Here is a 26999-nt window from a genome sequence, read left to right as displayed (position 1 = left end):
CATGCCCCGCCGCCACATCCACGTGACCGGCGCAGCCGAGGCTCCGCTGCGGGCCGCCCTGCGCGCACTCCGTACCGAGCTCGCGATCCCCGAGGGCTTCCCGCCCGCCGTCCTCGCCGAGGCCGAAGCCGCCGCGAAGGCGCCCCGCCTTCCCCCGTACGACGCCACGGACCTGCCGTTCTTCACGATCGACCCGCCCGGCTCCACCGACCTCGACCAGGCCATGCACCTGGCCCGGCGGGCCGACGGCGGCTACCGCGTCCACTACGCCATCGCCGACGTCGCCGCCTTCGTCACCCCCGGCGGCGCGATCGACGCCGAGGCCCACCGGCGCGTCCTCACCCTCTACTTCCCCGACGGCAGGGTCCCCCTCCACCCGCCCGTCCTCTCCGAGGGCGCCGCCAGCCTCCTCCCCGGCGAACCCCGCCCGGCGCTGCTCTGGCGCATCGACCTCGACGCCGAGGGGCGCAGGGTCGCCACCGACGTCCGCCGTGCCCTCGTCCGCAGCCGCGCCCGACTCGACTACGCGGGCGTGCAGCGGGAGATCGACGACGGGACCGCCGAGGAGCCGCTGGCCCTCCTCCGCGACATCGGCCGGCTCCGCGAGGCCCTCGAGACCGAACGCGGCGGGATCTCCCTCAACGTCCCCGAGCAGGAGATCGTCGAGACCGACCACACCTACGCGCTCGCCTACCGTGCCCCGCTCCCCGCCGACGCCTGGAACGCCCAGATCTCCCTGCTCACCGGCATGGCCGCCGCCGACCTCATGACCGCCGCCGGCACCGGCATCCTCCGGACCCTCCCCACCGCCCCCGACGGCGCCGTCGCCCGGCTGCGCCGCTCCGCCCACGCCCTCGGCGTCGACTGGCCGCACCACGTCTCGTACGCGGACGTCGTCCGCTCCGCCGACCCCGCCGACCCGCGTCACGCCGCCTTCCTCCAGGAGTGCACCACCCTGCTGCGCGGCGCCGGATACACCGTCTTCACCGACGGCCACATCCCCAGCCCGGCCGTCCACGCCGCCGTCGCCGACGAGTACACACACTGCACCGCGCCGCTGCGCCGCCTCGTCGACCGGTACGCGGGCGAGCTGTGCGTGGCGGCCGTCGCCGGGGACGAGCCGCCCGAGTGGGTACGGGCCGCGCTGCCCGCCCTCCCCGACGAGATGGCCGGCGGCGCCCGCCGCGCCAGCACCGTCGAACGCGAGAGCGTCGACATCGTCGAGGCGGCGCTCCTGCGGGAACGGGTCGGCGAGATCTTCGACGCGTACGTCATCGACGTGAAGGAGCGCGAACCGGCCGTCGGCACCGTCCACCTCGACGACCCGGCGGTCGTCGCCCGGATCGAGGGCGGGGAGGCGAAGCTGCCGCTGGGGGAGTGGCTGCGGGTCAGGCTGTCGGAAGCGGACCCGGGGACGGCGAAGGTGCTGTTCGCGCCCGCGTGACCTCGTTCACGAGCGCCCGCGGGTCGTCGGCGTGCAGCCGGATCAGCCGTACGGGGCGGGGTGCGCCCAGCAGCCGGGGCGCGTCGACCGGCTCGGTCAGCTCGATCGTGACGGAGGTCTGGGAGCCGACGGCGAGGTTCAGCTCGCCGTCGCGCTTCTCGTGGGAGAAGAGCGACTCGCGGCGGACGCCCGCGATCCGGTCGAGCGGGACGCGGACGTCGACGTGCGCGGCCTGCCGGACCCGGAGGAAGCCTCCGGCGAGCGTGTGCGGACGGGTCACGGAGGCGGCGTGCAGCCCGAGGACGAACAGCACGGTGTAGACGTCCAGGACGAGGACGACCGCGTGGACCAGGGGCCAGTCGGCGAGCAGGTACGACATGCCGACCGTCTCCACCACGCACACGAACGCGAAGCCGTACATGAGGGCCGCCTGGTCCCGGGCGTGCGGGAACACGCCGTCCGCGCCCGCCACCCCGTGCGGCCGGCGCGCGACCCACCGTCCGAGCCCCGCCATGAGCCGCAGCTCGTGCCCGACCAGCCGCAGCACGGCCTCGGGCACCAGCTCCGCCAGGGCGGCCCGGGCGGACAGCCCGCTCCGGAGGAGCCGGAGGAAGACCGTGGCCTCGGTGACGAGGAGCCCCAGTACGAGCAGCTCGCCGACGAGGAGCACGGCCACGGGTATCCGCACCCCGGCGACCAGGCAGACGGCGAGCACGAGCTCGGCGGGCAGCACGGCGTACGCGACCGCGCGCAGGAACCGCAGCACGCGACCGCGCGGCCGGCGGGTGGTGTCCGTCATCGGTCCGCTTCCCCTCGTCCCGTCCCGTCCTCGCCCCGTCGTGCCGCCACCAGCTCCACCGCCCGCCGCACCGCCGCCGACTGGGCCGGGGCGAGGTCCGCGAAGAAGGTGTCGGCGAGACCCCCGGCGCCCGCCGGAGGCAGCTCCACCGCGATCCCGTCCGGCAGGACGGCGGCCAGGGCACGGGCGGCCCCGTCCACCCGGGGATCGTCCGGCGCCGCGTCGGCGAGGGCGTCGAAGAGCCCGTACACCTCCCGCGCGCTGCCGGCCACGTCGTGCATCAGCTCCATCAGCCGGGCCCGCTCGGCCTCGGGGGCGACGGCGTCGAGCAGGGTCAGGATCTCCCGGTCCTTCGCCGCCATCGGCGACCCGGGAAGCTCGCCGACACCCGCGAGCAGCGCCGCGAGCTCGGGCGAGACGGGTCCCTCGGCGGGCAGGCGCCCGGCGCGGGCCTCGGCGAGGAGGGGGGCCAGGCGCTCCCGGCGCTCCCGGATCACCGCCTCCTGCCGGGCCAGGTCGTCCGCCAGCTCCTCCAGGACGTCCACGAGCCCCCGCCCCTCGTCGTCCGCGAGCACGTCCCGCACCTCGTCGAGACCGAGGCCCAGTTCGGTCAGCCGCCGGATCCGGGCGAGCAGGACGGCGTCCCGGACCCCGTACTCCCGGTATCCGTTGGCCCGCCGCTCGGGCTCGGGCAGCAGCCCGGACTGGTGGTAGTGCCGCACGGCCCGGGGGGTGACCCCGACGAGCGCGGCGATCTCGCCGATACGCATGCGCCCAGTAGAAACCCTGACGCTGCGGCAAGGTCAAGCGGTGTCCGCCCCGCCAGGTAGCATGGTCGCCACGGCAGACGAGCCGGGCGGACGGCCGCGTGGAGATCCTCGGATCTTCCCGAGGAACGTCCGGGCTCCACAGAGCAGGGTGGTGGCTAACGGCCACCCGGGGTGACCCGCGGGACAGTGCCACAGAAAACAGACCGCCGGGGACCTCGGTCCTCGGTAAGGGTGAAACGGTGGTGTAAGAGACCACCAGCGCCTGAGGTGACTCAGGCGGCTAGGTAAACCCCACTCGGAGCAAGGTCAAGAGGGGACACCCCGGTGTCCCTGCGCGGATGTTCGAGGGCTGCTCGCCCGAGTCCGCGGGTAGACCGCAGGAGGCCGGCGGCAACGCCGGTCCTAGATGGATGGCCGTCGCCCCGACGACCGCGAGGTCCCGGGGCACAGAACCCGGCGTACAGCCCGACTCGTCTGTCGGCCCGTGTGGGAAGGGCCCCCGTCCAGGCATCCGCCTGGACGGGGGCCCTTCTCCGTGTCCGTCTCAGGGGCGCCGGACCTCGAAGTGGAAGCAGCCGTACTCGACCGCACGGACGTGGACCAGGGCGACGGAGGGGTCCGCGAAGGCCTCGGTGAGGGCCTCGTCGAAGCCGGTCCCGGGGGCCTCGGGGAGTTCCAGGAGGCGGCCGCCGACGATCCGGCCGGCCGCGTCGTAGCGGCGGAGCGTGCGGAGCGCTCCCGCGCGGGAGAAGGGGTACTCCTCCGAGGGCGCGGGGCCGCCGCAGTCGGCGGCGTGGATGAAGACCGGGCCCTGCTCGTCGTACGCGCCGGGCTCGGCACCGGTCTCCGCGGCCCAGCGGCGCAGCGGCGCGTACGAGACGAGGGCGATCCGCTCGCCGGGCGCCGACGCCCGCAGGCAGCAGCGCAGGGGATCGCCGCCCTCGGCGGCGGTGTGGGCCACGCAGGCGCGGCCGGCGTCGTCGGTGACGCGCAGCCGGTCGAGGGCGGCGGGGGAGATCGGGCGGGGGGAGTAGGTGGTCATGGCGCCAGCGTCGCGCGCGGCGGGGCCGGACCGCTGGCGCAATTCGGACGGCGAGCTGGGAGTGTGACTTCGCCGGGCGCGACGCCCCTCGCTTCGGTACCGTCGCCTCGCGAACCGCTACGAACGGAGCAGCCCGGATGAGCCGACGTTTCCAGGTCACCTTCGACGCCCACGATCCGCGGGCGCTCTCCTCCTTCTGGCGTGACGCGCTGAAGTACGTCCACCCGGGGCCGCCCGGGGTGGAGGTGCCCGAGGGGACCGATCCGCTGGACGCCTGGGACGAGTTCCTCGCCCGGATCGGCGTACCGGAGGACCAGCGCAACTCCCGGTCGGCCATCGAGGACCCGGAGGGGGAGGGCCCCCGCGTGTTCTTCCAGCAGGTCCCCGAGGACAAGGTCGCCAAGAACCGCGTCCACCTCGACGTCCGCGCCGCCCCCGGGCTCCAGGGGGAGGAGCGGATGGCCGCCCTGGAGGCCGAGTGCGACCGGCTCGTCGGGCTGGGGGCGAAGCGGGTGCGCCGCTTCGAGCCCGCCCCGCCGATGAGCGCCGGCCACATCGTGATGACCGACCCCGAGGGCAACGAGTTCTGCCTGGACTGACCGCTCAGCCGCGGCAGGGGGCCGTGTCCACGACGGCCCTCTGCCCGGACCGGCCCGGTCAGCTCCGGCAGAGCGCCGTGTCCACGACGGCCTCGACTCGCCGCGTGTCCTCGATCGCATCGGGGACGGTCGTCACCGCGATGTTCGCGGCGCGGCCGTCGTCCGTGACGCCGCCCCGTGTCTCGTACCCCACGATGTCGCCGCCGTGACCCCAGTACACGCCACCGCACGACAGCGGCCTGCTCATCAGGCCGAGGCCGTAGTGGGCGCCGGTGTCCGCCACCGGAACGGTCGTGCGCATCTGGGCGAGCTGGGCCGGGGGCAGGAGCCGCCCGCCCAGGAGCGCGGTGAAGAAGCGGTTGAGGTCGGAGTTCGTGGAGATCATCTGGCCCGCCGCCCAGGCCGCCGACGGGTCGATCTCCGTGTACTCGCGCAGCGGCTCGCCCGCCGCCGTCACGCGGTAGCCCTTCGGGTGGGGTTCCCTGACGGTCCGGTCGCCGGGGGCGGGGAAGTACGTGTGCCGGAGCGCGAGGGGCTCGACGACCCGGCGGTCGATCTCCTCGGCGAGCGGGCGCCCGGTGACCTTCTGGATGATCAGGCCGGCCACGACGTAGTTCGTGTTGCTGTAGCTCCACCGCGTGCCCGGGGCGAACACGGCCGGGTACTTCAGCGCGATGTCGACCAGGTCGCGCGGGTCGTAGTACCGGTCCCTGATGGCGTCGTCGCTGATGTGGTTCCCGTACTCGGGAAGTCCGCTGGTGTGCTGGAGGAGCTGACGGACCGTGATGCGGCGGCCGTCGATGCCCTTCCCGCGCACGAGGCCCGGAAGGTACCTGTCGACGGGGGCGTCGAGGCTGATCCTCCCCTCGCCGACCAGTTGGAGCGCGACCACCGCGGTGAAGGTCTTGGTGTTGCTCCCGATGCGTACCTGGCCGTCCACGGGCACCTTCGCGCCCGTGGCCAGGTCGCCCACCCCCGCGGTGTACGTGCGGAGACGGCCCGCGCGGTCCGTGACGCTCGCGAGGGCGGCGGGCTGCCCGCCGCGCACCAGCGCCTCCAGGCCCTCCCTGACGGTGTCCGGGCGGGCGGCGGCGGAGGCCGTGGGCGGGGTGAGGGCGCCGGTGGTGAGGGCGCCCGCGGTCAGCAGGGCGAGCGCCGCCGCGGTCACCAGCCTGCCGCGGCGTCCGCCGTGCCCGTGGATGAGGCCGTTCCGTTTCTGAGCGCGCATCGGTCGACTCCTGGGAGATCGTGGGGTGTCGATGCCCGGTCGTGACCGGCCGGGCAGGGCACGATCATCGATGCCGGGGGCTCCGGGGCACATCGCGGGAAAGCGGGAGACCGGGCTCCCCCGATCGGGGGAGGCCCCGGGCCGGCCGTGTGTCCATACTGGACGATCATGATCAAGGGAATGCGGACCCTGCTGCGCCGCTCCACGTACTCGGGTGCGCTGTTCGCCTTCGGCGCCGTCCCGCTGAGCCTCCCCGCGCTGTTCCTCGCGCTCGTTCCGGCGGCGGCGTGGCGGTCCGCCCCCGAGGGCGTGCGGATCGCCGTGGTGCTCTTCCTCTGGGCCGTACTGATCGGGCTCGCCGGGCTGGCTCCCACGACGCGACGGGTGCTGATCCGGTCCGCGCGGCTGCTGCTGAAAGCGCCGTTGCCGGACGCCGGTGCCCTGCGCGTGGCTCCCGGCCGCCGCTGGCGGACCCCTCTCTGGCTGCTGCTGCACGTGGCGATCGGCTGGACCGGGGCGGCGGCCGCCGGACTGCTGCTCCTCGTGGGCCTGACCCTGCCCGGGGGCTGGCTCGACGCCGAGTTGGGGCTGAGCCTCTCCGGGTGGAGCGTACGGGTGCGGGGAGGCTGGCAGAGCTGGGTCCTGGCCCTCGTCTGCCTGCTGCTCGCGGCGGTCGTGTGCGCGGTGGTGGCGAAGACCATGCGGTGGTCGGCGCCCCGGCTGCTCGGGCCGTCCGCGGCGGAGCGGCTCGCGCTGGCGGCCGAGCGGGAACGGCACCTCGCCGCACGTAACCGGCTGGCCCACGAGCTGCACGACTCGATCGGGCACACGCTGACGACCACCACGATCCAGGCGGCGGTGGCGGGCGAGGTGCTCTCCGCCGACCCGGTGGCGGCGCGGGCCGCCCTGCGCAGCATCGAGGAGTCGACGCGGGCGGCGCTGGAGGACCTGGACTACGTGCTCGGCGTCCTGCGCGAACGCGAGGCCCCGACGGCCCCGGCCCGCACGCTGGCCGATCTGCCCGAGCTGTTCGAGCGGTTGCGGCACGCGGACGCGGTGGTGGAGCCGGACGTGTCGGGCGACCTCGCCGGGGTGCGCGGGACGCTGTCCCGGGCCGCCTACCGGATCGTCCAGGAGGGCCTGACGAACGCGATGCGGCACGGAGCGGCCGGGCCCGTCGAGGTGCGGGTGGCGGTCGGGACGGAGTACCTGGAGCTGGGGGTGGTCAACCGGACCGGGGGGCCGGGCGGTTCACCGGGGACCGGACAGGGGCTGCCGGACGGTTCTCCGGGGCCGGGGCCGGGGCGCGGGCTGCCGGGTGGTTCCCCGCGGTCCGGGCGGGAGCTGCCGGGTGGTTCCCCGCGGTCCGGGCACGGGCTGCCGGGTCTCGCCGAGCGTGTGCGGCTGTTGCACGGGGAGATCGAGGCCGGGCCGGACGGGCCCCGGCACTGGCGGCTGGCCGTGCGGCTTCCCGTACGGTGGTCGGCATGACCGAGGACGTCGTCACCCTGCTGATCGCGGACGACGACGAGGTGACCCGCACCGGTCTGCGGACCCTGCTCGCGGCCCAGCCGGGGCTCGCGGTGGTCGGGGAGGCCGCCGACGGCGTCGAGGCGGTCGAGCAGGCCGTGCGGCTGCGTCCGGACGTGGTCCTGATGGATGTGCGGATGCCGCGCCGGAACGGGATCGAGGCCACCCGGCAGCTTCTCGCCGGGCCCGAACCGCCGAAGGTCGTGGTGATCACCACATTCGAGAACGACGACTACGTCACCGCCGCGCTCAGCGCCGGCGCCGGCGGGTTCGTGCTCAAGCGGCTGCCGGTCCGGCAGATCGCCGAGGCGGTGCGGGTGGTGGCGGCGGGGGAGGCGATCCTCTTTCCGGCGGCCCTGCGCCGGATGGTCGCCGCCCGCCCGCTGGAGGCGGCCCGGGCACTGCCGGGGGCGGAGCTGACGGGGCGGGAGGAGGAGGTGCTGAGGCTGATGGCGACCGGCCTGTCCAACCCCGAGATCGCGGAGTCGCTCACGGTGAGCCAGGAGACGGTGAAGACCCATGTCGGGAACGTGCTGGCCAAGCTCGGCGCGCAGAACCGGACCCATGCGGTCGTGATCGCGTACGAGTGCGGTCTGGTCGTCCCGGGGTTCACCGCCTGAACGCGATCGCCCACCCCCCTGGGCGCGGACGGCGAACGTGCAGGTCATACCCTGTGTGGCGCCGAGTCGTCGTCAGGGAGGGGCAGGGTCGGGTGGGCGTGTCGCCGGGCAGGGAGTCCGTTCGGGAGGAGCCGTGGTGGCGCCGCCCCGGGGCCGTCGTCTTCTGTCTGGTCCTGATGCCGCCCTTGGGTGTCTTCCTGGCCTGGCGCAGCCGTTGGTCGCCGGGGCGGAAGGTGCTGGCGAGCGTGCTGTCCTGCGTCTGGTTCGTGGCCCTGGGCACCAGCGGCCCGCCGGCGGACACGCCGGCGGCGGCCGGTGCCGGGCCGAAGCCCCGCGCGGTTCCGTCCTTCACCCCGTACACCCCGCCCACCCCCACGCCGACGCCCCTGGTGCGACGGGTGGTCGCCGACTACACCGGGCAGAACCTGGAGACGGCGTCGAGGGCGGCGTACGAGGCCGGGTTCCGGGCGCGTTCGCACGACGCCACCGAGGACGACAGGACGCAGCTCGTCGACGGCAACTGGAAGGTGTGCTTCCAGGAGCCGGCCGCCGGGGCGACCGCCACGACCGAGGAGGGGCGGCGGGCCGGGATCGAGTTCGCCGTGGTCGAGAAGAGCAGCCCGTGCCCGGCGCGGGACGGTGCGGCCGTGGTCTTCCCCGAGGTGCCGGACGTCGTCGGAAAGACCTTCGCCGCCGGTTCCGCGGTGCTCCGGAAGGCGGGCCTCACCGAGATCCGGGGCGCCAGTGCGTACACGGACGTCGACCTGGCGGCCCGTCACGACGACTGGCGGATCTGCTTCCAGGACCCGGAGGCGGGCGAGGACATCGAACGGCCCTCGTCCATGTCCGTACGGCTCTCCCTGACGCGCCCCGGCGTCTCCTGCCCCGGCGAGGACCACGCCCGACTGCACCCGGACCCCGACCCGGACCCGGACCCGGACCGCCACGGCTCCGGCTCGAACTCGGGCGGCTCAGGCTCAGGCTCAGGCTCAGGCTCAGGATCCGGCTCCGGCTCCGGCTCCGGCTCCGGCGGTTCGGGAGGCGGCGGGGCCGCCTACTACAAGAACTGCGACGCCGTCCGCGCCGCGGGCAAGGCCCCGATCTACGCCGGCCAGCCCGGCTACCGCTCGGGCCTCGACCGCGACGGCGACGGCAAGGCCTGCGACTGGTCCTGAGCGCTCCGGACCGGCTGTCGGAGGGACCTCACGGCCGGGGCACGGCGGGGGAAGGGCCCCTCGGGTGTACGGGTGAGGGGTGACCATTCCCGTGAAGCAGCTCAGTGATCCGGTCGTGCGTGCGTTCGTCACGGCCCTCAACGCCAACGACGAGCCCGGTCTCTTCGAGGTCCTCGCGCCCGGTGCGACCATGTCCGACGACGGGTCCGACCGTGATGTGCGGCAGTGGCTCGACAAGGAGGTGTTCGCCTCGCGCGGGCACATGGACGTGGAGAGCGAGGCCGACGACGGGCGATCCCTCGTCGCCGCCTACCGCAACGACACCTGGGGCGAGATGCGCACCAAGTGGGACTTCAGCGTCGAGGGCGGGAAGGTGTCGCGGTTCGAGACCGGGCAGGCCTGACCGTCCGGCCGGGGGTGGTTCCCGCCCCCGGCCTCATCACCGGCCTCACCCCCGGCCTCACCCCTGGCCTCATCCCCGGCCGATGTACGGCATCGCCGTCGCCATCACGGTCGCGAACTGCACGTTCGCCTCCAGCGGCAGCGCCGCCATGTGCACCACCGTCGCCGCCACGTCCGCCGCGTCCATCACCGGCTCCGCCGCCAGTTCGCCGTTGGCCTGCAGGATGCCGGTCTGCATGCGGGCCGTCATCTCCGTCGCCGCGTTGCCGATGTCGAGCTGGCCGCAGGCGATGCGGTAGGGGCGTCCGTCGAGCGACAGGGACTTCGTCAGGCCCGTCATCGCGTGCTTCGTCGCCGTGTACGCGATCGAGTGCGGGCGCGGCACGTGTGCCGAGATCGAGCCGTTGTTGATGATCCGGCCGCCCTGCGGCGACTGGTCCTTCATCGTGCGGAAGGCGGCCTGGGCGCAGAGGAACGCGCCCGTCAGGTTCACGTCCACGACCGCGCGCCAGGTCTCGGGGGCGAGGTCCTCGACCGGCGTGCCGCCGCCCGCGAACGTACCGGCGTTGTTGAAGAGCAGGTCGACGCGGCCGTAGTGGTCCCGTACCGAGGTGAAGAGGGCGGCCACCGCCTCCTCGGAGGTGACGTCCGTCGGGACGCACAGGAAGTCGCCGGAAGGGAGGGCCGCCGCCGTCTCTTCCAGGGCCTCGGCCCTGCGGCCCGCGAGGGCCACCGACCAGCCGGCCGCCGCGAGGGCCAGTGCCACGCTCCGGCCGATGCCCGAACCGGCTCCCGTCACCACTGCGATGCTCATGGGCGCGCAGCGTACGCGAGACGCATGCCCCATGAACTCATCCGTCCGACACGTGGATGTTCTGTACTCGACAATGAGAGGTCGTTCCCTCCCCCTCGAATGACGGCAGAACAGCATCCGTCTGGGGAGGGGCACATGCGTCACACGCTCGAACACTCCGAGGAACTCCGCGCCGCGGCACGCCACTTGGGACGCCGGCGGTTCCTGACCGTCACCGGCGCCGCCGCCGCGCTCGCCTTCGCCACCCAGCTGCCCGCGGCCGGCGCCGCGGCCGCCGCCGAGCTCGACGCCCGGCGTGTCACGGAGGACCCGTTCACCCTGGGCATCGCCTCGGGCGACCCGCTGCCCGGCTCCGTGCTCCTCTGGACCCGGCTCGCGCCCCGGCCCTTCGAGCCCGGGGGCGGACTGCCCGCCGAGCGGGTCTCCGTGCGCTGGGAGCTCGCCCACGACGAGCGGTTCACCCGGATCGTCCGGCGCGGGCGGGCCACCGCCCACCCCGAGTTCCGGCACACCGTGCACGTCGAGGTCGACCACCTCGACCCCGGCCGTGTCTTCTTCTACCGCTTCCGCGTCGGCGACTGGACCAGCCCGGTGGGGCGGACCCGTACGGCCCCCGCCCCCGGTGCGCGGAACAGCGAGCTGAAGCTCGCCGCCGTCTCCTGCCAGGCCTACCACGACGGCTACTTCACGGCCTACGGCCACCTCGCGGAGGAGGACGTCGACATCGTCTTCCACCTCGGCGACTACCTGTACGAGTACGCCGTGAACGCCACCGGCGGCGCCCGCGCCTACACCGACCGCCGCCTGCCCGACCTGTTCGACCGCGAGACCCTCACCCTGGAGGACTACCGGCTCCGCTACGCGCTCTACAAGTCCGACCCCGACCTGCGCGCCGCGCACGCCGCCCACCCCTTCGTCGTCACCTGGGACGACCACGAGACCGAGAACAACTACGCGGGCGACACCCCCGAGAACGACGTCCCGCCGGAGGAGTTCCTGCTCCGCCGCGCCGCCGCCTACCGGGCCTACTGGGAGCACCAGCCGCTGCGCCGCCCCCAGCGGCCCGAGGGCCCGGACATGCGGCTGTACCGGCGGCTGCGCTTCGGGCGGCTCGCCCAGTTCGACATCCTCGACACCCGCCAGTACCGCTCCGACCAGGCGTACGGGGACGGCTGGCAGGTCCCGGGGCCGGAGTCGGAGGACCCGGCGCGGACCCTGACGGGGGCGGCCCAGGAGCGCTGGCTGCTCGACGGCTGGCGCGGCTCCCGGGCCCGCTGGAACGTGCTGCCGCAGCAGGTCGTCCTCTCCGAGCGCCGTGACCGCGCCACCGCCGACTTCAAGCTCTCGATGGACTCCTGGGACGGCTACCCGGCCTCCCGGCAGCGGATCCTCGCGGGGGCCCGGGCCGCCGGCGTCGAGAACCTGATGGTGCTCACCGGTGACGTCCACGTCGGCTACGGCCTCGACATCAAGGCCGACTTCCGCGACCCGGCCTCCCGGACCGTCGGCACCGAGATCGTCGCCACCTCGATCACCAGCGGCAAGGACGGCGCCGACCGGCCCTCGAACTACGACAAGCTCATGCGGGCCAACCCGCACCTGAGGTTCTTCAACGGGCGGCGCGGCTACGTGACGGTCGCCCTCGGCGAGGAGAGCGCCCGCGCCGACTTCCGTACGGTGCCGTACGTGACCCGGCCGGGCGCCCCCGTCACCACCGCCGGCTCCTTCGTCACGGAGGCGGGCGACCCGGGCCTCAAGCCCGCGTGACCTCCTGCGGATAGCGGACGCCGACGCGGTCCCGTACCGCGTCGAGCGTCCGCATCACCGCGAGCGAACCGTCCAGGGGGACGAGCGGGGACTCCGTCGCGCCCGCCCGAAGGCAGCGCATCACCTCGGCGGCCTCGTGCCGGAGGGAGTGCGGGTCGTCCGCCGACACGAACTCCTCCGGCTCCCGGCCGGCGCGGTGCAGGGTGAACCGCTCGGGGAAGAAGAAGCCGCGCGGGACGTCGATGCGGCCCGCCGTGCCCGTCACCGAGGCCGTCAGCGGCGTGTCCGCCTCCAGCGAGCAGGACAGCAGCGCGGAGGCGCCCGAGTCCCAGCCGAGCAGCATCCCCGTGTTCAGGTCGACGCCCTCCGGCGAGATCCGCGCGTGCGCGTGGACCGCGGACGGCTCGCCGAGCAGCAGGTGCGCGAACGACACCGGGTACACCCCCAGGTCCAGCAGCGCCCCGCCGCCGACCGCCGGGTCCCGCAGCCGGTGGGCGGCGTCGAACGGGCCCGCGAGCCCGAAGTCGGCCTGGACCGTGCGGACCTCGCCGACCGCCCCGTCGCGGACCAGCTCCGCGATGCGCCGGATCAGCGGGTTGCAGTACATCCACATGGCCTCCATGAGGAAGAGGCCGCGGCCGCGCGCGAGGGTGACGAGTTCCTCCGCTTCGCGGGCGTTCAGTGTGAGAGCCTTCTCGCAGAGCACCGCCTTGCCCGCCTCCAGGGCGAGGCCGGCTGCCGCGCGGTGCGCGTGATGCGGAGTCGCCACGTACACCACGTCGACGTCCTCGTCGGCGACGAGCCCGGCCCACTCCCCGTACGCCCGCGGGATCCCGAACCGGTCCGCGAAGGCCTTCGCGGACGCCTCCGTCCGGGACGCGACCGCGACGACCTCGGCGCCGTCGAGCGCCCGCAGGTCCATGGCGAACCGTTCCGCTATACCGCCCGTCGCCAGGATTCCCCAGCGCACTGTCCTGTCCGCGTCCATCCCCACCCCACAGGTCTCGACCATGCCGGTCGAGCTGAGAGCATAGGCAAGGTTTCAACGAAATGGAGCAGTCGATGCCGGAGAGCGGCCAGAAAGCAACACAGGGACACATAACCGAACCCGCCCCGGTCGTCACCACCGCCCGGCGGACGGGGCTCCTCGTCACCCTCGTCCTCGGCGGGCTCACCGCCCTCCCCCCGCTCTCCATGGACATGTACCTCCCGGCGCTGCCGGAGGTCACCGGCGCGCTGCGGGCCCCCGCCGCGACCGTCCAGCTCACCCTCACCGCCTGCCTCGCCGGCATGGCCCTCGGCCAGCTCGTCGTCGGCCCCATGAGCGACAAGTGGGGACGCAGGCGCCCGCTGCTCATCGGCATGGCCGTGTACGTCCTCGCCACCGCCGTCTGCGCCCTCGCGCCCACCGCCGAACTGCTCATCGGCTTCCGGCTGCTCCAGGGCCTCGCCGGGGCCGCCGGCATCGTCATCGCCCGCGCCGTCGTCCGCGACCTGTACGACGGCGTCGAGATGGCCCGCTTCTTCTCCACCCTGATGCTGATCTCCGGCGTCGCCCCGATCATCGCCCCGCTCATCGGCGGCCAGATCCTGCGGATCACCGACTGGCGCGGAGTCTTCTACGTCCTCGCCGTGATCGGCGTCCTGCTCACCCTGATCGTCTGGCGCTTCCTCCACGAGACGCTGCCCCCGGAGCGCCGGCACGAGGGCGGGGTCGGCCAGGCCCTGCGCACCATGCGGGGGCTCCTCGCCGACCGGGTCTTCACCGGCTACATGCTGACCGGCGGGCTCGCCTTCGCCGCCCTCTTCGCGTACATCTCGGCCTCGCCGTTCGTGATCCAGGACCTCTACGGGGCCTCCCCGCAGACCTTCAGCCTGCTCTTCGGCCTCAACTCCGTCGGGCTCGTCGCCGTCGGCCAGATCAACGGCAAGCTCCTCGTCGGCCGCGTCAGCCTCGACAAGGCGCTCGGCTTCGGCCTCGGCACCCTCCTGCTCGCCGCCGTCGCGCTCACCCTCATGACCACCGGCGTCTTCGGCGAGACCGGGCTCGCCCCCATCGCCGCAGGGCTCTTCGTCCTGATGTCGGCGATGGGCCTGGCCATGCCCAACACGAACGCCCAGGCCCTGATGCGCACGCCGCACGCCGCCGGATCCGCCTCCGCCCTCCTCGGCACCTCCTCCTTCCTGATCGGCGCCGTCGCCTCCCCGCTCGTCGGCATCGCGGGCGAGCACACCGCCGTCCCCATGGCGGTCGTCCAGCTCGGCTGCGCCGTCCTCGCCCTCGCCTGCTTCCTGGGCCTCTGCCGACCCTGGCGCACGGCGGAGACCCAGGCCGGGCCCGCCTAGAATGTCTCGGTGAACGCCGTCTCCTCCGCCTCCGCCGACTCCCTGCGCGCGGCCCTCGCCGCCGTCCTCGACGGGCTGCCGCCCAACCGGGCGGCGCAGGCCGTCGAGCGGCTGATCGCCAACTACCGGGGCACCACCCCGACGGACGCCCCCGTGCTGCGCGACCGCTCCGACGTCGCCGCGTACGCCGCGTACCGGATGCCGGCGACCTTCGAGGCGGTACGGGGCGCCCTCGACGCCCTCAGGGCGGCCGCGCCCGACTGGGAGCCGCGCACCCACACCGACGTCGGCGGAGGCACGGGCGCGGCGAGCTGGGCCGTCGCCGAGGCCTGGGCGCAGGAGCCGCCCCGCACCACCGTCCTCGACTGGGCGGAGCCCGCGCTCACGCTCGGCCGCGAGCTGGCGGCCGGGGTCCTCGACGCCGAGTGGCGGCGCGAGCGGATCGGCTCCGCACTGAGCCTTGCCGAGGCCGACCTGGTCACCGTCTCGTACGTCCTCAAGGAGCTGACCGAGGCCGACCGGACGGCGCTCGTCACCGAGGCGGCCCGCGCCGCGCAGGCCGTCGTGATCGTCGAGCCCGGCACCCCCGACGGCTACGAGCGGATCATCGCGGCCCGCACCCGTCTCGTGGAGGCCGGTTTCACCGTCGCCGCGCCCTGCCCGCACAGCGGGGCCTGCCCGATCGTGCCCGGGACGGACTGGTGCCACTTCTCGGCCCGGGTGAGCCGCTCCTCGCTGCACCGGCAGGTGAAGGGCGGTTCGCTGCCGTACGAGGACGAGAAGTTCGCGTACGTCGCCGCCGTCCGGTTCCCGGTGACCCCGGCGCCCGCCCGCATCACCCGCAGGCCGCAGATCCGCAAGGGCCTGGTCCAACTGGAGCTCTGCGGGCCCGAGGGCCTCGGCCGGGACACGGTCACCAAGCGGCACGGGCCCCTGTACAAGCAGGCCCGTGACGCGGAGTGGGGCGACTCCTGGCCGCCCGAGGAGGACCTCTAGGACCTCAGGGGGCTACGGCCGCAGCTCCTGGGTGCAGCACTTCACGCTGCCGCCGCCCTTGAGGAGTTCGCCCAGGTCCATGCCGACCGGCTCGAAGCCGCGGTCGCGGAGCGGGCCGAAGAGGCCCACCGCGGCCTGCGGGAGCAGGACGTTGCGGCCGTCGCTGACGGCGTTCAGGCCGAGGGCCGCCGCGTCCTCCCCGGTCGCGATCAGGGCGTCCGGGAAGAGCCGGGCGAGCACCGCGCGGCTGCCGGGGGAGAAGGCGTCCGGGAAGTACATGACCTCGTCCCGGGCGTCGTCCAGGACGCACAGGGCCGTGTCGAGGTGGTAGTAGCGCGGGTCCACCAGCTCCAGGCCGATCACCGGGCGGCCGAAGAACTCCTGCGCCTCGTCGTGCGAGAGCGGGCTGGAGCGGAAGCCGCGGCCGGCGAGGATCCAGGAGGCGGTGACGGCGAAGTCGCCCTCGCCCTCGTTGACGTGCTCGGGGATCCGCACGTCGTCGTCCGCCCAACCGTTCCTGCGGAACCAGGCCAGATGGGCGTCGGCCTCGGCCGCGCGCTCCCGGTGGGCGAATCTCGCGCCGAGGACCCGGCCGTCGACCACGGTCGCGCCGTTCGCCGCGAAGACCATGTCCGGCAGTGCCGGGTCGGGGGTCAGGAGCTCCACGGTGTGGCCGAGCGAGCGGTAGCGGTCGCGCAGGTCCTCCCACTGGGCGAGGGCGAGCGGCAGGTCGACCGGTTTCGCGGGGTCCATCCAGGGGTTGATGGAGTACGTCACCGTGAAGTGCGTGGGTGGGCACATCAGATAACGGCGGGGCGAGGACGTGCGCGGAGTGGAGCGCAATGAAGCCTCCTCACGGAGAAACGGTCGCTGATCGGTGGACCCCATGGTCCGCTCTCGGCGGCCTTCGCGCTGTGGACCGTTCGGGTGGTTCGGGCCCCTTCGAACGGCGAGACGTCTCGTCTCGTCCACTGTTAGATTGAGGGCATGTCCGACACCAGGCCCGCCAAGGCCGCCCCCGACGCCTCCCGCCGCAGCGAGCGCTCCCGCCGCGCCATCTTCGACGCCGCCCTCGCCCTCGTCTCCGAGACCGGCTACGCGAAGACCACCATCGAGGGCATCGCCGCCCGCGCCGGCGTCGGCAAGCAGACCATCTACCGCTGGTGGCCCTCCAAGGCAGCCGTCCTCCTCGACGCCTTCCTCGACCTCGCCGCCCGCGCCAACGAGGCCCTCGGCGGTGCCGCCGACAGTGAGATCCCCGACACCGGTGACCTCGCCGCCGACCTCAGGTACGTCCTGCGCGCCACCGTCGACGAGATGACCGACCCCGCCTTCGACGGCCCCACCCGCGCCCTCGCCGCCGAAGGCATCGTCGACCCCGAGCTCGGCGCCCGCTTCACCGAGGCCCTGCTCGAACCCCAGCTCCAGTACTACGTCCGCCGCATCGAGGCCGCACAGGCCAAGGGCGACATCGACCCGGACGCGGACCCCCGCGTCGCCGTCGAACTCCTCGTCGGACCCCTCCACCACCGCTGGATCCACCGCACCCTGCCCCTCACCCACGCCTACGCCGACACCCTCGTCGACCTCGCCCTGCGCGGCCTCGCCCCCCGCTCCTGACCACTCCGGGCACCCCGGTTCCGCACTCCGGTCACCCGGGGCGCAGGATGGTGGGACCATGGGCAGAGCCGAACGGGCGAGCATGAGGTGTGAGGGGATAGATGGGCGACGGCATCGGCCGCTACCGCGGCACGGAGAGCAAACTCGCACAGTGGCTGCGCAGGCGCCCCAAACGCACCGCGGCCGACGACGGTGACGACCGCGAGAAGCTGCTCCTGGCCGTCGCCGCCGCCGGGCTCCCCCTGGCCCCCGCCGCGTACCCCGTCGGCTACAGCTGTTCCTGTGAGCGGATCGGCTGTCCCACCCCCGCCCGGCACCCCGTCTCCTTCGCCTGGCAGACGCAGTCGACCACCGACCGCGCCCAGATCGAGCGCTGGGCCCGCAACGAGCCCGCGGCGAACTTCATCACCGCCACCGGCATGGTCCACGACGTCCTCGACGTCCCGCTGGCCGCCGGCCGCGCCGCCCTGGAGCGCCTCCTCGCCGAGGGCGTCGAGGTCGGGCCCGTCGCCGAGTCCGCCGACGTCGACACGGTCGGCGGGCGGATGCTCTTCTTCACCGCGACCCGCGGCACCCCCGAGGACGAGGACGAGTGGTGGCCGTGTGAGCTGGACTGCCACCCCGAGACGATGGACGAGCACCCGGGGCTGCGCTGGCACTGCCGCGGCAGCTACGTCCTCGTACCGCCGGCCCGGCTCCCCGGCGACGAGGACGCCCATCCGGTCGTCGCCTGGGTCCGCGGCCCCGAGCACCCGCTGCCCGACCCGCTGAACCTCCTGGAGACCCTCCAGGACGCCTGCGCCCGCCACGCGGCCGAGCGCGGGGCGGACGGGGACGGCGGGCACCCGGCCCACGAGATCGCCTGGCCGCTGACCCGCTGAGCTGCCGCCGGGGCGGCGCGGGAAGGGCTACGAGCCCTCCGCGCCCACCACGCCCTGGAGCCGGCCCGCGACCGTGACCCCGTTCCGGTCCGTGCCCGCCGGCTTCACCAGGACCGCCTGGCTGGACACCCACTCCCGGGTGACCGTGTTCTTGATCTCGCCCGTCAGCAGCGCCTTGGTGTCGGCGCCGACCTTCGGCCGGTAGCCCTTCGCCGTCGTCTGCCGCTCGAAGTACCGGGTCGCGAAGAAGACGAGCGCGCCGCCGTCCCGGGTCCGCAGCCCGAGCGGCGCGAAGTCCCCCTGGTCGGTGACGCGGTCGATGTACTGGGTGGCGATGCCCGGCCGCTTGGCGGCCTTCTGCCGCTGCGCCCGCCACTCCGTGGTGTGCAGGCCCGGCGCGAACGGCCCCGCCTGCCCGTCCTTCAGATACGCGACGTACTTCTCGCCGAGGTCCCCGGGCGCGACCGCGAGCGCGTCGCTGTCCGCGGCGACCTGCACCGCGTACCCCTCCTCCTCCGCGAACTCGGGGACGTCACCCCGGGGGAGGATCGAGAGGTAGGCGGCCTCCCACGGCTGGTCGGGCCCGTTGCGCACGAAGGCCAGGAGCCAGCGCTGGTCGCCGGAGCTCCGGTTGGACGCCGTGTCCGCGACGAACCAGCGCGGCCAGCCCGCCTTCCGGGGCAGCACGAACCGGGCGTCCGTGAGGGCGAGGGGCTTGTGGTCCGGGTTGCCGCCGGGCGTGGTGATCGACCGCGCGCGCAGGCCCGCCTGGTTGATCGCCCCGAGCGGGCCGGTGACCCGGCTCGCGTCGAGAGCCGGGTCGTAGGCCTTGTCGGCCCGGTTGTAGGCCGCCGTGAAGTCGGCGAGCGCCTGCGTGGCCTCGGCCTTCGTCGCCGGCGGCAGCAGGGCCAGTTCGCCGTGCACGGTCACGCAGCCGCTCGCCGTCAGCGACAGGACGGTCGCCGCCGCCGTCGCCGCGAGGAACCTCGCCGGTCGGCGGACCCCCGGGGACGACAGCCGCTCAAGCGGTCGTCTCGGCGCTCGCCTCAGCCTCAGCCTGCTCATCGGTCGCCTTCTGCTTCTTCACCCGCACGGACGGACCCGACCCTATCGGGGCCAGGAACACCGCGAGCGTCGGGATCAGATACAGCGCCCACACCGTGACCTGAAGGACCGTCGGATCCGGCTGGAAGTTGAAGACGCCCTTGAGGAGCGTGCCGTACCAGCTGTCCGGCGGGATCGTCGCCGAGATGTCGAAGGCCTTGTCCGCGAGGCCGCCGAGGAAGTCGGCCTCCTGGAGGTCGTGGACACCGTACGCGAGCACGCCCGCCGCCACCACGACCAGCATGCCGCCGGTCCAGGTGAAGAACTTCGCCAGGTTGATCTTCAGCGCGCCCCGGTAGAACAGCCAGCCGAGGAGGACCGCCGTGACCAGACCGAGGAGGACCCCGATCAGCGGCGCGTACGTGCCGTCGGAGGAGGCCCGCACCGACGCCCACACGAACAGCGCCGTCTCCAGGCCCTCACGACCCACCGCCAGGAACGCGGTGGCGACCAGCGCGCCCGTGCCCATCTGCAGGGCCGCGTCCAGCCTGCCGTGCAGCTCGGACTTGAGGTGCCGGGCCGTGCGCCGCATCCAGAAGACCATCCAGGTCACCAGGACCACCGCGACGATCGACAGCGAACCGCCGAGCAGCTCCTGCGCCTCGAAGGTCAGCTCCTGGGAGCCGAACTCCAGGCCGGCACCGAAGGCCAGCGCCACGCCGACGGCCACGCCGATGCCGATCCAGATCGGCCTCAGCGCGTCACGGCGCCCGGTCTTCACCAGGTAGGCGATCAGGATGCAGACGACGAGACTGGCTTCGAGGCCCTCGCGCAGGCCGATCAGATAGTTACCGAACACGTCGGTTCCCCTCCTCGATCACGAGAACAGCGCCCGGCCCCACCAGTCGTCCTTGTCCCGGACGCCCGGCGGGATCGCGAACAGCGCCGAACCCACGTGCTGGATGTATTCGTTGAGGGCGTCGGACGCCAGCGAGGTCTGCACCGGGATGAAGCCGGTACGGACGTCCTTCTGGTAGGCCAGGAAGAACAGGCCCGCCTCCAGACGGCCGAGGCCGTCCGTGCCGTCCGTGAAGGAGTAGCCGCGGCGCAGCAGCGTCGCCCCGTGGTTGCTGTCGGGGTGGGCGAGCCGGACGTGGGAGTCCGGCTTCATCGCCTTCAGGAACGGCTCGTCGTGCTCCTTGGCCTTGCCGACCGGGGCACCCTCGCGCTTGTCGCGGCCGAAGATGTCCTCCTGCTCGGCGAGCGGGGTGCGGTCCCAGGTCTCGACGTTCATGCGGATGCGGCGGGAGACGAGGTACGAGCCGCCGTCCATCCAGGCCGCGCCGCCCTCGGCGTCCTTGCCGGAGACCCACACGTGCTGGGCGAGCCGGTCGGTCTCGGTGCCCGCGATGTTGCGGGTGCCGTCCTTGAAACCGAAGAGGTTGCGCGGGGTCTGGGCGTCCGGGGTCGTCGAGGACGTCTTGCCGAAGCCGAGCTGCGACCAGCGCACCGCGACCTTGCCGAACCCGATCCGCGCGAGGTTGCGGATGGCGTGCACGGCGACCTGCGGGTCGTCCGCGCAGGCCTGCACGCACAGGTCGCCGCCGCTGCGCGCCGGGTCCAGGTTGTCGCCCGGGAACCTGGGCAGGTCCACCAGGGCCCCGGGCCGCCTGTCCTTCAGCCCGAAGCGCCCGTCGAAGAGCGAGGGGCCGAAGCCGATCGTGAGGGTGAGACGGGAGGGCTTGAGGCCGAGGGCCTCGCCCGTGTCGTCCGGCGGGGCCTCCGGCAGACCGCCGTACGCCCCGTCGCCGACCTCGGCGCCGGCCGTCATCCGCTCGGCGGCCCGCGTCCAGTCCTTGAGGAGCTGGATCAGCTCGTCGCGGTCCTTCGTCTTCACGTCGAAGGACGCGAAGTGCAGACGGTCCTGCACGGCGGTGGCGATGCCGGCCTGGTGCGGGCCGTGGAAGGGCACGGCGCCGCCGCTGTCGGCGACCGGGACGGCGGTGTCGCCGTCACGGGTCAGCGCGACGGCACCGCCGGCCGCGGCGGCACCGAGCGCGAGCCCGGCACCGCCCCAGCCGATGACCGTACGGCGCGAGGGCGCGGCCGGCCCGGCGGCCGCGGTCTGCTCCTGGGTGTCCTCGGACATGTCGGTGTTCCCGTCCCTGATGACTCGGCGACTACTTGACGACCGCGGCGGCGAGCTTGGAGAGGGGCTCGGCCAGCGCGTTGACGCCGTCGGAGAGCTCCTTGCGCTCGGGCTTGCCGACCTTCTCGTACGAGGTGAAGACGTAGCTCGTCTTGTCCGTGCGGTACTTGTCGAGGAGCGTGTTCAGCGCGGCGAACTGCTTGTCGAGCTCGGCGACGAGCGCGGGGTCGTTCTTCGTGGCGACCGGCTTCAGCAGCTCGAAGGACTTCTGCGCGCCCTCGACGTTCGCCTTGAAGTCGACGAGGTCGGTGTGGGAGTAGCGCTCCTCCTCGCCGGTGACCTTGCCGCTCGCGACCTCGTCCAGGAGCTCCTTGGCGCCGTTGGCCATGGAGGTCGGGGTGATCTCGGCCTTGCCGACCCGCTTCACCCAGTCCGCGAGGTCCTTGTCGAGGAGGCCGGCGAGCTCCTTCTCGCGGTCGCCGATCTTCTTGTCCTGCCAGAGCGCCTTCTCCAGGCGGTGCCAGCCGGTCCAGTCCTTCGCCGGGTCCTGGCCGTCCTCCAGGCCGTCCTCGCGGACGTCGACCTTCGGGTCGATGTCGCCGAAGGACTCGGCGACCGGCTCGGTGCGCTCCCAGCCGATGCGGGACTCGGCGTAGGCCTTCTTCGCGGCCTCGACGTCACCGGCGCGGACGGCGTCGGTGAAGACCTTCACCTTGGGGAGGGTCGCGTCGGCCTGCGCCTGGACGTACTGGCGGTAGGCGGCGACGGCGGCGTCCATCTCGGGGGAGCGCTTCGCGGACGCGGCGCCCTTGCCGGTGACCTTGACCTGCTGGCGGATGCCGTCGCCCTTCATGCCGGGCTTGCACACGACGGCGTAGTCGCCGGCCTTGATCTCGGCGGTGAGCGTGGCCTTGATGCCGGGGCCGATGTTCTCGCGCTCGGCGACGATCCGGTCGTCCGGGTACAGGACGTAGACCTCGGTCACCTTGGAGCCGCGGTTCTCCACGTTCAGCTTCACGTGCCCGGCCGGGAAGTCCTTCTTCGAGACCTCGCAGGAGTCGTCCTTGGCGACGACGGTCACCGCGCCGTCCTCCGCCTTGGAGTCGCTTTTCTCGGCGCAGCCCGTGACGGCGGTCAGAGCGGCCGCGGTCGCGGCGGCGGTGACGACGGAGAGACGGACGGCTCGCATAGAGGACTCCAGGAACGCGGGGGACGGTGCTGAGGCGGACCTAACTTAACCGAGGCTTACCTCAGCAATACCCACCCGTCCAGTGATTCAGCTCTCAGGCCGGGCGTACCGGACACGGCCTGATCACGAAGGCTTCATGGAGTCCTCATGGCTTGGTCAAGAGAAGGTCAAGGAGGGTGTTTTGAGGTGAATTCAGCTACCTGTCGTTACAGATCGGTTCGGCTCGGTTCGGCTCGGTTCGACGAGGGGGCTGACCGCCGCCGCGGGCGCCGCCGTCGTCCTCACCGTCCGCCGCCGCGCCACGGCCTCCTGATCCGCTCCGCGGTCACCCCCCCCACCAGGCAGGGCCGCACCCCGGAAACGGCGGTGCGGCCCTGCCGTCTTCCGCCGGGTGATTCAATTCCGCCATGAACACGACGGCCACTGACATCGACGTCCTCCGGGTCTTCTGTGCGGGCGACGGCCGGCACGGCAACCGCCTCGGAGTCGTACGGGACGCCCGTACCCGTCCCGACGAGTCCTCCCGACAGGCACTCGCCAAGGAACTCGGCTTCAGCGAGACGGTGTTCGTGGACGACCCGGAGCGCGGGATCGTCGACATCTACACGCCCGGCCTGCGGCTGCCGTTCGCCGGGCATCCGCTCGTCGGCGCGGCCTGGCTGCTGGACCTGGAGGTCGTCCACCCGCCGGCCGGTGAGGTGTGGGTGCGCGGCGACGGGGAGTTCACCTGGATCGAGGCGCGCGCCGAGTGGGCGCCGCCCCGCACCCTGCGCCAGTACGGCTCCGTGGCCGAGGTGGAGGCCCTCGACGTGCCCGAGCCGGGAGAGTGGATCTACGCCTGGGCGTGGGAGGAGGAGGCCGCGGGCCGCGTCAGGGCGCGGGGCTTCCCGGGCCGCGGCGACGGCATCGACGAGGACGAGGCGACCGGCGCGGCGGCGCTGCTCCTCACGGCGGAGCTGGGACGGGCCCTGAACATCACGCAGGGCCGGGGTTCGCAGCTGCTCACTGCCCCCGGCCCTGACGGCATCGTGGAACTCGGCGGACGGGTCCGCCTGGAAGGAACGCTCACGCGCTGAATCGTTCACGCGCCGCTCATCGGGCGCGTGCTTCGGTCACCCGCAGCTCGCTCGGCGCGTGCGTCGGTCACGCGCCGCTCATCGGTCGCGTGAGTCGTTCAAGCGCAGCTCGCTCGGCGCGTGACCGTTCACGCGCTGAGCGAGTACTCCCCGCCCAGCTCGCGGAAGACCGCGCTGTTGAAGTCGAAGGCGCGCTTGCACTCGTCGACGATCCGCTGCTTCTCCAGGTCGTCGGCGTTCACCCCGTCGAGCAGCTCCCGGTACGCCCGCTTGAACGCCGCCGGGTTGGAGATCCCGTCGAAGACGTAGAAGCGGACGCCGTCGCCCTTGCGGTCGAAGCCCCAGGTCCGCTCCGCCTTGTCGCGGATGATCTGGCCGCCCGACAGGTCGCCCAGGTAGCGCGTGTAGTGGTGGGCCACATAGCCGGCGGGCCAGTCGCGGGCGCACTCGGCCACCCGCTCGGCGTACGCGACGGTGGCGGGCAGCGGGGAGACCCCGGCGCGCCAGTCCGCGCCGCGCAGATGGGCGAGGTCCTGCTCCAGGGCGGCCGTGCGGAACAGCTCGGGCTGTATGAACGGCCCGGCGACGGGGTCCTCGCGCAGCGCCTCCGCACCCTCCTCCAGGGCCCGGTACACGAACCAGAGCTGCTCCGTGTAGCGCGCGTACGCGTCGACCCCCAGGCGTCCGCCCAGCAGGTCACCCATGAAGGACGAGGTCTCCGCCTCCGTGTGCTGCTCGTGGGAGGCCGTACGGATGAGCGTCGAGAAGGGCGTGTCCAAGGCGTGCCTCCGAGACCGATGGGACGGGAACCAGTGACGATCCTGCCAAGTTAGGCTTACCTAAGTCAACTGGTTCCCGACGTCCTGTCGGTAAAAAGCTACCCACTCGGGGAGTCAGGGCAACGTAAGGATTTCCGCCCCGGTCTCGGTCACCACGAGCGTGTGCTCGAACTGGGCGGTCCGCTTCCGGTCCTTGGTCACCACGGTCCAGCCGTCGTCCCACATGTCGTAGTCGTGGGTGCCGAGCGTCAGCATCGGCTCGATCGTGAAGGTCATGCCGGTCTTGATCTCGGTGGTGTGGTGGGGCGAGTCGTAGTGCGGGACGATCAGGCCGGAGTGGAACGACGAGTTGATCCCGTGCCCGGTGAAGTCGCGCACGACCCCGTAGCCGAAGCGCTTGGCGTACGACTCGATGACCCGCCCGATGATGTTGATCTGGCGGCCCGGCCTCACCGCCTTGACGGCCCGGTTGAGGGACTCCCGCGTGCGCTCCACGAGCAGCCGCGACTCCTCGTCGACGTCGCCGCAGAGGTAGGTGGCGTTGTTGTCGCCGTGGACGCCGTTGATGAACGCGGTGACGTCCAGGTTCACGATGTCGCCGTCGCGCAGGACGGTGGAGTCGGGGATGCCGTGGCAGATGACCTCGTTGATCGAGGCGCACAGCGACTTCGGGAAGCCGCGGTAGCCCAGCGTGGACGGGTAGGCGCCGTGGTCGCACATGTACTCGTGCGCGACCCGGTCGAGCTCGTCGGTGGTGACACCCGGGGCGATGTGCTTGGCGGCCTCCTCCATCGCCTGGGCGGCGATGCGGCCGGCGATCCGCATCCGTTCGATGGTGTCGGAATCCTGCACCTCGGGCCCGGTGTACGGGGCCGGTGCGGGCTTCCCGACGTACTCGGGGCGGCGGATGGAGCCCGGGACGGAGCGATGGGGGGAGAGCTCCCCCGGTACGAGAAGCGACTGGCCAGACATGCCAGCGAGTCTAACGACCGGGTCTGGGGCAGCATGGTCCCGAAGGAAGGAGCCGAAGACGATGGCCCTGTTCAAGAAGCGCACCGTGGGCAAACCGGGCGAGTGGTACTACTGCCTGGAGCACAAGAAGGTCGAAGAGGGCCCCGAGTGCCCGGCGAAGAACCGCTTCGGCCCGTACACCAGCCGTGAGGAGGCCGCCCACGCCATGGAGACCGCCCGCGAGCGGAACCTGGAGTGGGAGACCGACCCGCGCTGGCACGAGTCCGCCGGGAAGGACACGACGCCGGAGGACTAGGGGACCCCTGGAGTCCGCAAGGGCCGCTCAGACGGCCCCTGCGGACTCCCTCCGGGTCGCCTCCTGCTGGGCCTTGCGGCGCAGCGAGTCCTCGTCCGTGGCGGAGTCGTACGTCAGGAGCTTCGGCAGCGCCAGACAGAGCAGCCCCACCGAGGCGACGCACGCCACGCCGCCCGTCCAGACGGCCGCCCGCGTCCCGGTCCAGCCGGCCATCGCGCCCGCCCGGACCTGGCCCAGCTGCGGGCCCACGCTGTAGGAGAGCACCTCGATGCCGGCCAGCCGGCCGCGCAGCTCCTCCGGGATCGTCTGGTTCCAGATCGTGGCGCGGCCGAGCCCGCTCAGCATGTCGCCCGCGCCCGCGAAGGCCAGGCACACCAGCACCAGCCAGATGTTCCCGAACCAGCCCGCGGCCGCGATCGCCAGGCCCCAGCCCGCCGCGCCACCGGCCACCAGCAGCCCGTGCCGGCGCACCTTCGAGGTCCAGCCGCTCGTCAGGCCCAGGACCAGCGAGCCCACCGAACCCGCCGCGTACATCAGACCGAGCGACCAGTCCGCGTCCAGCTCGTCCGCGAGGAACGGGAAGATCGTGTTCGGGAACGCGAAGAACATCGCCGCCAGGTCGATCACGTACGTGCCGAGCAGCACGGGCCGCGACCAGGCGTACCGCGCCCCCTCCGCGATGCCCCGCAGCGAGGGCTTCTCCGCGTCGTGCGCGGGCGGCGCGGGGGAGAGGCGGCGGCACATCAGGACCGAGAGCGCGAAACAGGCGATCGTCACCCCGTACGCGGGCGCGTGACCCGCGTACGCCACCACCAGACCCGCGACGGCCGGGCCCGCGATCGACCCGATCTGCCAGCGCAGCGAGTTCAGCGCGGCCGCCGCCGTCTGCTGGTCGTGCGGCACGATCCGGGCGAGCAGGGAGTCGAGCGCCGGACGCTGGAGCCCCGCGAGCGCCGACACCCCGGCCGCGACCACGTACAGCGGCCAGAGCATCGGGTCCGGCAGCAGCGCGTTGAGCAGCAGCAGGACGGCGAGCAGCCCGAGCCCCGCCTCCGTCCCCAGGATCACCTTCCGCCGGTCCACCGCGTCCGCGAGCGCACCGCCGTACAGGCCGAACACCACGAGCGGGACCAGCTCGACCGCGCCCATCGCGCCGACCGCGAGCGGCGAACCCGTCAGTTCCTTGATCTGGAGCGGCAGGGCGATCATCGCCATCGCACTGCCGAAGTACGTGACGAGCCCCTGGACCCACAGCAGCCGGAAGTCGGCCGACGCCCGCCACGGCGAGAGATCGGGAAGCAGGGCCGAGAGCCTGGTCAGGAGCGAGGCGCGAGGGGAGGACACGAGAGGCCATGCTCCGGCCGCCGGAAGCCGCGGGCAACCGAATTAGCAGCGCCCGGCCGCTCCCGTACGGGTGGAACCTTCCCGATCGCCCCCGCGCGGGCCCCGGCTCGGGCAGGAT

At 73.2% G+C, this 26999-nt stretch carries 27 protein-coding genes and 1 other RNA gene; 14 read left to right on the top strand and 14 right to left on the bottom strand.

Annotation, left to right across the window (positions count from 1 at the left end; translation table 11 throughout):
• Nucleotide 1 precedes the first annotated feature (1 nt).
• On the top strand, nt 2-1444 hold the full coding sequence (locus ACN9MM_RS11965; RefSeq protein WP_426363600.1) for an RNB domain-containing ribonuclease: 1443 nt from the start codon (nt 2-4) through the stop codon (nt 1442-1444).
• Here the strand turns inward: ACN9MM_RS11965 and ACN9MM_RS11960 are convergent.
• Nucleotides 1389-2243, bottom strand: a complete 855-nt coding sequence (locus ACN9MM_RS11960) for a hypothetical protein (RefSeq protein ID WP_426363599.1) — start codon at nt 2241-2243, stop codon at nt 1389-1391. The genes ACN9MM_RS11965 and ACN9MM_RS11960 overlap by 56 nt on opposite strands.
• Nucleotides 2240-3013, bottom strand: coding sequence for a MerR family transcriptional regulator (locus tag ACN9MM_RS11955; RefSeq protein ID WP_426363598.1), 774 nt, complete (start codon nt 3011-3013; stop codon nt 2240-2242). Before ACN9MM_RS11955 ends, ACN9MM_RS11960 begins: the two co-directional genes overlap by 4 nt.
• Before the next feature lie 78 nt (nt 3014-3091).
• Here ACN9MM_RS11955 and rnpB point away from each other — a divergent pair.
• An RNA gene (rnpB, locus tag ACN9MM_RS11950) (RNase P RNA component class A) lies at nt 3092-3490 on the top strand.
• Nucleotides 3491-3557: 67 nt separating this feature from the next.
• On the opposite strand, the gene ACN9MM_RS11945 is transcribed toward rnpB, so the two are convergent.
• Entirely contained in the window at nt 3558-4055 is a 498-nt protein-coding gene (locus tag ACN9MM_RS11945) for a DUF1203 domain-containing protein (RefSeq protein ID WP_426363597.1), read from the bottom strand.
• A gap of 137 nt (nt 4056-4192) precedes the next feature.
• Between ACN9MM_RS11945 and ACN9MM_RS11940 the strand changes: the two genes are divergently transcribed.
• Entirely contained in the window at nt 4193-4654 is a 462-nt protein-coding gene (locus ACN9MM_RS11940) for a VOC family protein (RefSeq protein ID WP_382869257.1), read from the top strand.
• Nucleotides 4655-4712: 58 nt separating this feature from the next.
• On the opposite strand, the gene ACN9MM_RS11935 is transcribed toward ACN9MM_RS11940, so the two are convergent.
• The gene (locus ACN9MM_RS11935) at nt 4713-5882 is read right to left on the bottom strand and encodes a serine hydrolase domain-containing protein (RefSeq protein ID WP_426363596.1); all 1170 of its coding nucleotides are present in this window, start codon (nt 5880-5882) and stop codon (nt 4713-4715) included.
• A 168-nt stretch (nt 5883-6050) separates the two neighbouring features.
• Here ACN9MM_RS11935 and ACN9MM_RS11930 point away from each other — a divergent pair, with 168 nt between their 5' ends.
• The 4 genes from ACN9MM_RS11930 to ACN9MM_RS11915 all read left to right on the top strand — a co-directional run bounded on the left by ACN9MM_RS11930 (nt 6051) and on the right by ACN9MM_RS11915 (nt 9610).
• Nucleotides 6051-7373 carry a sensor histidine kinase gene (locus ACN9MM_RS11930; protein ID WP_426363595.1) on the top strand — a complete coding sequence of 441 codons (1323 nt, stop codon included), beginning with the start codon at nt 6051-6053 and terminating at the stop codon, nt 7371-7373.
• Nucleotides 7370-8032 (top strand): response regulator, encoded by a 663-nt coding sequence (locus ACN9MM_RS11925; protein ID WP_426363594.1) that lies wholly within the window; start codon nt 7370-7372, stop codon nt 8030-8032. Before ACN9MM_RS11930 ends, ACN9MM_RS11925 begins: the two co-directional genes overlap by 4 nt.
• Before the next feature lie 92 nt (nt 8033-8124).
• Entirely contained in the window at nt 8125-9207 is a 1083-nt protein-coding gene (locus ACN9MM_RS11920; protein ID WP_426363593.1) for an excalibur calcium-binding domain-containing protein, read from the top strand.
• Nucleotides 9208-9286: 79 nt separating this feature from the next.
• Nucleotides 9287-9610, top strand: a complete 324-nt coding sequence (locus tag ACN9MM_RS11915) for a nuclear transport factor 2 family protein (protein ID WP_426363592.1) — start codon at nt 9287-9289, stop codon at nt 9608-9610.
• 69 nt (nt 9611-9679) lie between these two features.
• Here the strand turns inward: ACN9MM_RS11915 and ACN9MM_RS11910 are convergent, their stop codons facing one another.
• A complete protein-coding gene (locus tag ACN9MM_RS11910; protein WP_426363591.1) occupies nt 9680-10456 on the bottom strand; it encodes an SDR family oxidoreductase in 777 nt (258 codons plus the stop codon).
• 102 nt (nt 10457-10558) lie between these two features.
• On the opposite strand from ACN9MM_RS11910, the gene ACN9MM_RS11905 reads away from it, so the two are divergent.
• Nucleotides 10559-12190 (top strand): alkaline phosphatase D family protein, encoded by a 1632-nt coding sequence (locus tag ACN9MM_RS11905; protein ID WP_426363590.1) that lies wholly within the window; start codon nt 10559-10561, stop codon nt 12188-12190.
• Here ACN9MM_RS11905 and ACN9MM_RS11900 read toward each other — a convergent pair.
• On the bottom strand, nt 12177-13202 hold the full coding sequence (locus ACN9MM_RS11900; RefSeq protein ID WP_426363589.1) for a Gfo/Idh/MocA family protein: 1026 nt from the start codon (nt 13200-13202) through the stop codon (nt 12177-12179). The two genes, ACN9MM_RS11905 and ACN9MM_RS11900, sit on opposite strands and share 14 nt — an antisense overlap.
• A 50-nt stretch (nt 13203-13252) precedes the next feature.
• Between ACN9MM_RS11900 and ACN9MM_RS11895 the strand changes: the two genes are divergently transcribed.
• A complete protein-coding gene (locus ACN9MM_RS11895; protein ID WP_426368722.1) occupies nt 13253-14536 on the top strand; it encodes a Bcr/CflA family multidrug efflux MFS transporter in 1284 nt (427 codons plus the stop codon).
• A 9-nt stretch (nt 14537-14545) separates the two neighbouring features.
• Nucleotides 14546-15532 carry a small ribosomal subunit Rsm22 family protein gene (locus ACN9MM_RS11890; RefSeq protein WP_426363588.1) on the top strand — a complete coding sequence of 329 codons (987 nt, stop codon included), beginning with the start codon at nt 14546-14548 and terminating at the stop codon, nt 15530-15532.
• A gap of 12 nt (nt 15533-15544) precedes the next feature.
• Here the strand turns inward: ACN9MM_RS11890 and ddaH are convergent, their stop codons facing one another.
• Nucleotides 15545-16420, bottom strand: coding sequence for a dimethylargininase (gene ddaH / locus ACN9MM_RS11885; RefSeq protein ID WP_426363587.1), 876 nt, complete (start codon nt 16418-16420; stop codon nt 15545-15547).
• A gap of 99 nt (nt 16421-16519) precedes the next feature.
• On the opposite strand from ddaH, the gene ACN9MM_RS11880 reads away from it, so the two are divergent.
• Both ACN9MM_RS11880 and ACN9MM_RS11875 read left to right on the top strand, forming a co-directional pair.
• Complete coding sequence (locus tag ACN9MM_RS11880; protein WP_383794478.1) at nt 16520-17152, top strand: TetR/AcrR family transcriptional regulator; 633 nt, start codon at nt 16520-16522, stop codon at nt 17150-17152.
• A gap of 101 nt (nt 17153-17253) precedes the next feature.
• Complete coding sequence (locus ACN9MM_RS11875; RefSeq protein ID WP_382869233.1) at nt 17254-18033, top strand: bifunctional DNA primase/polymerase; 780 nt, start codon at nt 17254-17256, stop codon at nt 18031-18033.
• A gap of 27 nt (nt 18034-18060) precedes the next feature.
• Here the strand turns inward: ACN9MM_RS11875 and ACN9MM_RS11870 are convergent, their stop codons facing one another.
• From ACN9MM_RS11870 to efeO, 4 genes are read right to left on the bottom strand one after another with little or no spacing between them, the layout of a single operon-like run.
• Nucleotides 18061-19098, bottom strand: coding sequence for a hypothetical protein (locus ACN9MM_RS11870; RefSeq protein WP_426363586.1), 1038 nt, complete (start codon nt 19096-19098; stop codon nt 18061-18063).
• Nucleotides 19055-19936 carry an iron uptake transporter permease EfeU gene (gene efeU / locus ACN9MM_RS11865; RefSeq protein ID WP_426363585.1) on the bottom strand — a complete coding sequence of 294 codons (882 nt, stop codon included), beginning with the start codon at nt 19934-19936 and terminating at the stop codon, nt 19055-19057. The genes ACN9MM_RS11870 and efeU overlap by 44 nt, the downstream gene beginning before the upstream one ends.
• Nucleotides 19937-19954: 18 nt before the next feature.
• On the bottom strand, nt 19955-21226 hold the full coding sequence (efeB, locus tag ACN9MM_RS11860) for an iron uptake transporter deferrochelatase/peroxidase subunit (protein WP_426363584.1): 1272 nt from the start codon (nt 21224-21226) through the stop codon (nt 19955-19957).
• Nucleotides 21227-21257: 31 nt separating this feature from the next.
• A complete protein-coding gene (gene efeO, locus ACN9MM_RS11855) occupies nt 21258-22415 on the bottom strand; it encodes an iron uptake system protein EfeO (RefSeq protein WP_426363583.1) in 1158 nt (385 codons plus the stop codon).
• Between the two features lie 407 nt (nt 22416-22822).
• On the opposite strand from efeO, the gene ACN9MM_RS11850 reads away from it, so the two are divergent.
• Nucleotides 22823-23491 (top strand): PhzF family phenazine biosynthesis protein, encoded by a 669-nt coding sequence (locus ACN9MM_RS11850; protein ID WP_426363582.1) that lies wholly within the window; start codon nt 22823-22825, stop codon nt 23489-23491.
• Nucleotides 23492-23619: 128 nt separating this feature from the next.
• Here ACN9MM_RS11850 and ACN9MM_RS11845 read toward each other — a convergent pair whose 3' ends face one another.
• The gene (locus tag ACN9MM_RS11845; protein ID WP_382869215.1) at nt 23620-24270 is read right to left on the bottom strand and encodes a heme oxygenase (biliverdin-producing); all 651 of its coding nucleotides are present in this window, start codon (nt 24268-24270) and stop codon (nt 23620-23622) included.
• 114 nt (nt 24271-24384) lie between these two features.
• Nucleotides 24385-25242: a type I methionyl aminopeptidase gene (gene map, locus ACN9MM_RS11840; protein ID WP_426363581.1), complete on the bottom strand. Its 858-nt coding sequence runs from the start codon at nt 25240-25242 to the stop codon at nt 24385-24387.
• Nucleotides 25243-25303: 61 nt separating this feature from the next.
• On the opposite strand from map, the gene ACN9MM_RS11835 reads away from it, so the two are divergent.
• Complete coding sequence (locus ACN9MM_RS11835; RefSeq protein ID WP_426363580.1) at nt 25304-25537, top strand: hypothetical protein; 234 nt, start codon at nt 25304-25306, stop codon at nt 25535-25537.
• A gap of 27 nt (nt 25538-25564) precedes the next feature.
• Here ACN9MM_RS11835 and ACN9MM_RS11830 read toward each other — a convergent pair whose 3' ends face one another.
• Nucleotides 25565-26881 (bottom strand): MFS transporter, encoded by a 1317-nt coding sequence (locus tag ACN9MM_RS11830; RefSeq protein ID WP_426363579.1) that lies wholly within the window; start codon nt 26879-26881, stop codon nt 25565-25567.
• Between the last annotated feature and the right edge of the window lie 118 nt (nt 26882-26999).

This window comes from Streptomyces sp. E-08 (assembly GCF_049913095.1).
In the GTDB taxonomy this organism is placed as follows: domain Bacteria; phylum Actinomycetota; class Actinomycetes; order Streptomycetales; family Streptomycetaceae; genus Streptomyces.
Note: the sequence above shows the minus strand (reverse complement) of the source record. Positions and strands in the feature narration are given on the sequence as shown.